Annotated in this window: 3 protein-coding genes; all 3 read left to right on the plus strand. The window is 72.3% G+C overall.

What is annotated here, in order from left to right; genetic code table 11:
• The first annotated feature begins 140 nt into the window (after nucleotides 1-140).
• The 3 genes from ACFWFI_RS41120 to ACFWFI_RS41130 all read left to right on the plus strand — a co-directional run bounded on the left by ACFWFI_RS41120 (nucleotide 141) and on the right by ACFWFI_RS41130 (nucleotide 4,647).
• Nucleotides 141-1,544, plus strand: a complete 1,404-nt coding sequence (locus ACFWFI_RS41120; RefSeq protein ID WP_387400828.1) for a class II fumarate hydratase — start codon at nucleotides 141-143, stop codon at nucleotides 1,542-1,544.
• A 43-nt stretch (nucleotides 1,545-1,587) separates the two neighbouring features.
• Nucleotides 1,588-2,307 carry a cytidylyl-2-hydroxypropylphosphonate hydrolase gene (locus ACFWFI_RS41125; RefSeq protein WP_387400830.1) on the plus strand — a complete coding sequence of 240 codons (720 nt, stop codon included), beginning with the start codon at nucleotides 1,588-1,590 and terminating at the stop codon, nucleotides 2,305-2,307.
• Between the two features lie 390 nt (nucleotides 2,308-2,697).
• A complete protein-coding gene (locus ACFWFI_RS41130; protein ID WP_387400832.1) occupies nucleotides 2,698-4,647 on the plus strand; it encodes a SpoIIE family protein phosphatase in 1,950 nt (649 codons plus the stop codon).
• The last annotated feature ends 76 nt before the right edge of the window (nucleotides 4,648-4,723 follow it).

The raw sequence follows: 4,723 nt of genomic DNA on the forward strand, positions 1-4,723 counted from the left end.
CCCCTTCTCGTACCCCGGTGCGTCCGCTCCGCCGTGTACGGCCGGCCGGCGGCCCCGCTCCGGATACCTTCTGGCGGACGGCGCCCGGGGAATACGTGGAACGCACCACGTGCTCATCTGCATCAGGAGGTTTGAACACCATGGACGGATCGGCCGAGGAAACGACGTACCGCGTCGAGCACGACTCGATGGGCGAGGTGAAGGTGCCCGCGCACGCCAAGTGGCGTGCCCAGACGCAGCGAGCGGTGGAGAACTTCCCCATCTCCGGGCAACGGCTGGAGCGGTCCCACATCGAGGCCCTGGCCCGGATCAAGGCCGCGGCGGCCAAGGTCAACGCCGAGCTGAAGGTACTGGATCCGGACATCGCGGACGCCATCCAGGAGGCCGCCGCCGAGGTGGTGGCGGGACGCTGGGACGAGCACTTCCCCGTCGACGTGTTCCAGACGGGTTCCGGTACGTCGTCCAACATGAACACCAACGAGGTGGTGGCCACACTGGCCACCGAGCGCCTCGGGCGCGACGTCCACCCCAACGACCATGTCAACGCCTCCCAGTCGTCGAACGACGTGTTCCCGTCGTCCATCCACATCGCCGCGACAGCGGCCGTCACCGCCGACCTGATCCCGGCGCTCGAACACCTGGCCGCGGCCCTGGAGCGGAAATCGGCCGAATTCGCGGACGTCGTGAAGTCGGGCCGCACGCACCTGATGGACGCCACCCCCGTCACCCTGGGCCAGGAATTCGGCGGTTACGCGGCGCAGATCCGCCACGGCGTCGAGCGGCTGCACGCATCGCTCCCCCGCCTCGCCGAACTCCCCCTGGGCGGAACGGCGGTGGGTACCGGGATCAACACGCCGCCCGGCTTCTCCGCCGCCGTGATCGCGGAGGTGGCCCGCACGACCGGCCTGCCGCTCACCGAGGCCCGCAACCACTTCGAGGCGCAGGGCGCCCGGGACGGGCTCGTCGAGGCGTCCGGCCAGCTCCGTACCGTCGCCGTGTCGCTCACCAAGATCTCCAACGACCTGCGCTGGATGGCCTCCGGCCCCCGCACCGGGCTTGCCGAGATCAGCCTTCCCGATCTGCAGCCCGGGTCGTCGATCATGCCGGGCAAGGTCAATCCGGTCATCCCCGAGGCCGTGCTGATGGTCGCCGCCCAGGTGACGGGCAACGACGCCACGGTCGCCGCCGCCGGGGCGGCCGGCAACTTCGAGCTCAACGTGATGCTTCCGGTAATCGCGAAGAACCTCCTGGAGTCGGTGAGGCTCCTCGCCAACGCCTCCCGGCTGCTCGCCGACCGCACGGTCGACGGCATCACGGCCGACGTCGAGCGGGCGCGGCGGTACGCGGAGTCCTCGCCGTCCGTCGTGACCCCGCTGAACAAGTACATCGGTTACGAGGAGGCGGCGAAGGTCGCCAAGAAGTCCCTGGCCGAGGGCACGACGATCCGGGAGACCGTACTGGCCGGGGGATATGTCGAGCGCGGTGACCTGACGCCGGAGCAGCTCGACGAGGCCCTGGACGTGCTGCGTATGACCCGTCCGTGACGAGAACGCACCGCGCCGGCGGGTGCGTCCCTAAGATCTCTTCATGACAGCGACGGAAGCGGGTACGGGAGCAGGCACCGGGGCGGGTGCGGGGGACGGCGTGCGCTGGTCGCCGGGGGACCGGATTCTCTGGCGCTACCGGGCCAACGGGGAGCCCGGTGAGGGTGGCGGCGACGCGGTGCACATCTGCCGGCCGGTCACCGTCGTCCAGGACACCGACGAACTGCTGGCGGTCTGGATGGCGTCCGGCACCGAGTGTGTGAGGCCGGTCCTCGCCGACGGCACCCAGGTGCACGCCGAACCGCTCGCCACCCGCTACACACGCCCGCGCACGACGGTGCGCTCCCGGTGGTTCGGCTCGGGTGTGCTGAAGCTCGCCCGGCCGGGCGACCCCTGGTCGGTCTGGCTGTTCTGGGACCGCGGCTGGCTCTTCCGCAACTGGTACGTCAACCTCGAGGAGCCCCGCTCACGCTGGGCGGGCGGGGTCGATTCGCAGGACCATTTCCTCGACATCTCCGTGCGTCCCGACCACAGCTGGGAGTGGCTCGACGAGGACGAGTTCGCCCAGGCGCAGCGGGTCGGCCTGATGGACGAGGCCACCGCCCGGCGGGTGCGCGAGGCGGGAGCGGCGGCCGTCGAGGTGATCCAGCGCTGGGGCGCGCCGTTCAGCGACGGCTGGGAGCACTGGCGGCCGGACCCCGGGTGGAAGGTCCCCCCGCTGCCTGATGACTGGGACCGCACCCCTGCCCCCACGTCGTCGTGAGACCCTTGATGCACCCCGGGGGGGCAAACGTAGGATCGCCTTCCATGAACCGCTCCGCCGGACCGACGCGCCACAACCGGCGTGACCGGCCAAGGGCCTGACCACCAGTCACCGAACGCGTCGCATGAGTCACACGGTCCGCGGAGCCGGGTGAGCCGTGCGGTCGCACGAACCACTACGAGGGGGTGGAGACGTGCTCGATGTCCGCTGCCCGGCCACCGGAAGACCCCATATCGGCCCTCCTGGTGGCCGCACGGTTTCGGCCCCCTATCCGAGGGCATCCGGTGACAGCCGTTGTTCTCAACGCTCTTGCCGGGGCACAGTGGCGCAGCCCCCCGAGGTGACTGCGATTGCCTCATACAACCGGCCCGGACGGACGGAATCCCACGCGTGACGGAGCACCCCACCTCCCACGAAGGCCGGCAGCCTCTCGCCGCCAGGCCGCAGGAACGCGCCCGGCCCCGGCAGCAGGAGGCCCCACCGGGCGCCGCTGCCACCGCCGCGATCCCCGGCCCCTCTTCGGTGCCGAACACGGCGAAGGGACCGGTACCGAACGCCGCGCCGAATCCGGTGCCCGGCGCGGCGACGGATGCTGCAGCACCCGTGGCCGACACCCAGACGGTGTCCCGCCGCGAGGGGGACCGGCTGCGCTTCGTCGGCGCGGCGACCCGCCGGATCGCGCGGGGCATAGACCTGGACGAGATCGTTCTGGGCCTGTGCCGGGCGAGTGTGCCGACGTTCTCCGACGCCATACTCGTCTACCTCCGCGACCCGCTCCCGGTGGGTGACGAGCGGCCCGTCAACCCCTTCGTGCTGCGGCTTCGGCGTACCGACAGGCTGCGCCTGACCGACGAGGAGAGCGAGAGCGGGCAGGAGGGCGAGCGGCTGCGGCTGTCCGTCACCGACCCGCAGGCCGGGCTGCTGCCCGCCGCCGACCTGTGCGAGATCCGGGCGGGGGGCGCGCTCGCCGAGGTGCTGCGCGGGGTACGGCCGGTCTTCGGGGACTCCGCCGCGGCCCGCGTCGCCCTGCCGGAGCTGCTGGGGGCCGGCCGGACCGTGCCGACCGGGCACCGCGCGATCCTGGCTCCGCTGCGCGGCCGTCGCCGGGTGATCGGTGCCGCCGTCTTCCTCCGCGGCACGGACCGTCCGCCGTTCGAGGCCAACGACCTCCTGGTCGCGGCCCAGCTGGCCACGCACACCGCGCTCGGCATCGACAAGGCCGTGCTGTACGGCCGCGAGGCGTACATCGCCGACGAGCTCCAGCGCACGATGCTTCCCGACTCGCTGCCCCAGCCCACGGGCGTACGCCTGGCCTCGCGCTATCTCCCGGCCGCCGAGACGGCCCGGGTCGGCGGGGACTGGTACGACGCGATCCCGCTGCCCGGCAGCAGGGTCGCGCTGGTCGTCGGTGACGTGATGGGTCACTCCATGACGTCCGCGGCGATCATGGGCCAGCTGCGCACCACCGCGCAGACCCTGGCCGGCCTGGACCTGCCTCCGCAGGAGGTCCTGCACCATCTGGACGAGCAGGCGCAGCGGCTCGGCAGCGACCGCATGGCGACCTGCCTGTACGCGGTGTACGACCCCGTCGCCCACCGCATCACCATCGCCAACGCAGGCCACCCGCCGCCCGTGCTGCTCCACCTGGGCGGCCGGGCCGAGGTGCTGCGGGTGCCGCCGGGCGCGCCGATCGGTGTCGGCGGGGTCGATTTCGAGGCCGTCGAGCTGGACGCGCCGGCCGGGGCCACGCTGCTGCTGTACACGGACGGCCTGGTGGAGTCCCGGATGCGGGACGTCTGGACGGGCATCGAGATCCTGCGGGAGCGGCTCGCCACCACCGCCCAGCTGACCGGGCCGGACCACTCGCCGCCGCTGGAAGCGCTCTGCGACGACGTGCTGGACATGCTCGGCCCCGGTGACCGGGACGACGACATCGCCCTGCTGGCCGCCCGGTTCGACGGGATCGCGCCGAGCGACGTCGCGTACTGGTTCCTGGAACCGGAGGACGCGGCGCCGGGCCGGGCCCGCAGGCTGGCCCGCAGGGCGCTGAGCCGGTGGGGTCTGGACGAGCTCTCGGACGAGGTGGAACTGCTGGTCAGCGAGGTGGTGACCAACGCCGTGCGCTACGCGGAGCGTCCGGTGACGCTGCGGCTGCTGCGTACGGACATCCTGCGCTGCGAGGTCGGCGACGATGCCCCGCAGCTGCCCCGGCAGCGGCGTGCCCGGGAGACGGACGAGGGCGGACGCGGGCTGTTCCTGGTCAACCGGCTGGCCAAGCGGTGGGGCGCGACCCGGCTGTCGACGGGCAAGGTGGTCTGGTTCGAGATGGCCACCCCCTGAGGGTGCCGAGCCGGGTCACGCGTGAGGGGCGGGTGCCGGCCGGCACCCGCCCGGGCGCGTATACACAAATACCAGC

Source organism: Streptomyces sp. NPDC060209 (genome assembly GCF_042728155.1).
Taxonomy (GTDB): Bacteria; Actinomycetota; Actinomycetes; order Streptomycetales; family Streptomycetaceae; genus Streptomyces.

Excerpts from the sequence above, each read along its gene's own strand:
- ACFWFI_RS41120 (WP_387400828.1), top strand. The coding sequence starts at position 141 with ATGGACGGATCGGCCGAGGAAACGACGTACCGCGTCGAGCACGACTCG.
- ACFWFI_RS41125 (WP_387400830.1), top strand. The coding sequence starts at position 1,588 with ATGACAGCGACGGAAGCGGGTACGGGAGCAGGCACCGGGGCGGGTGCG.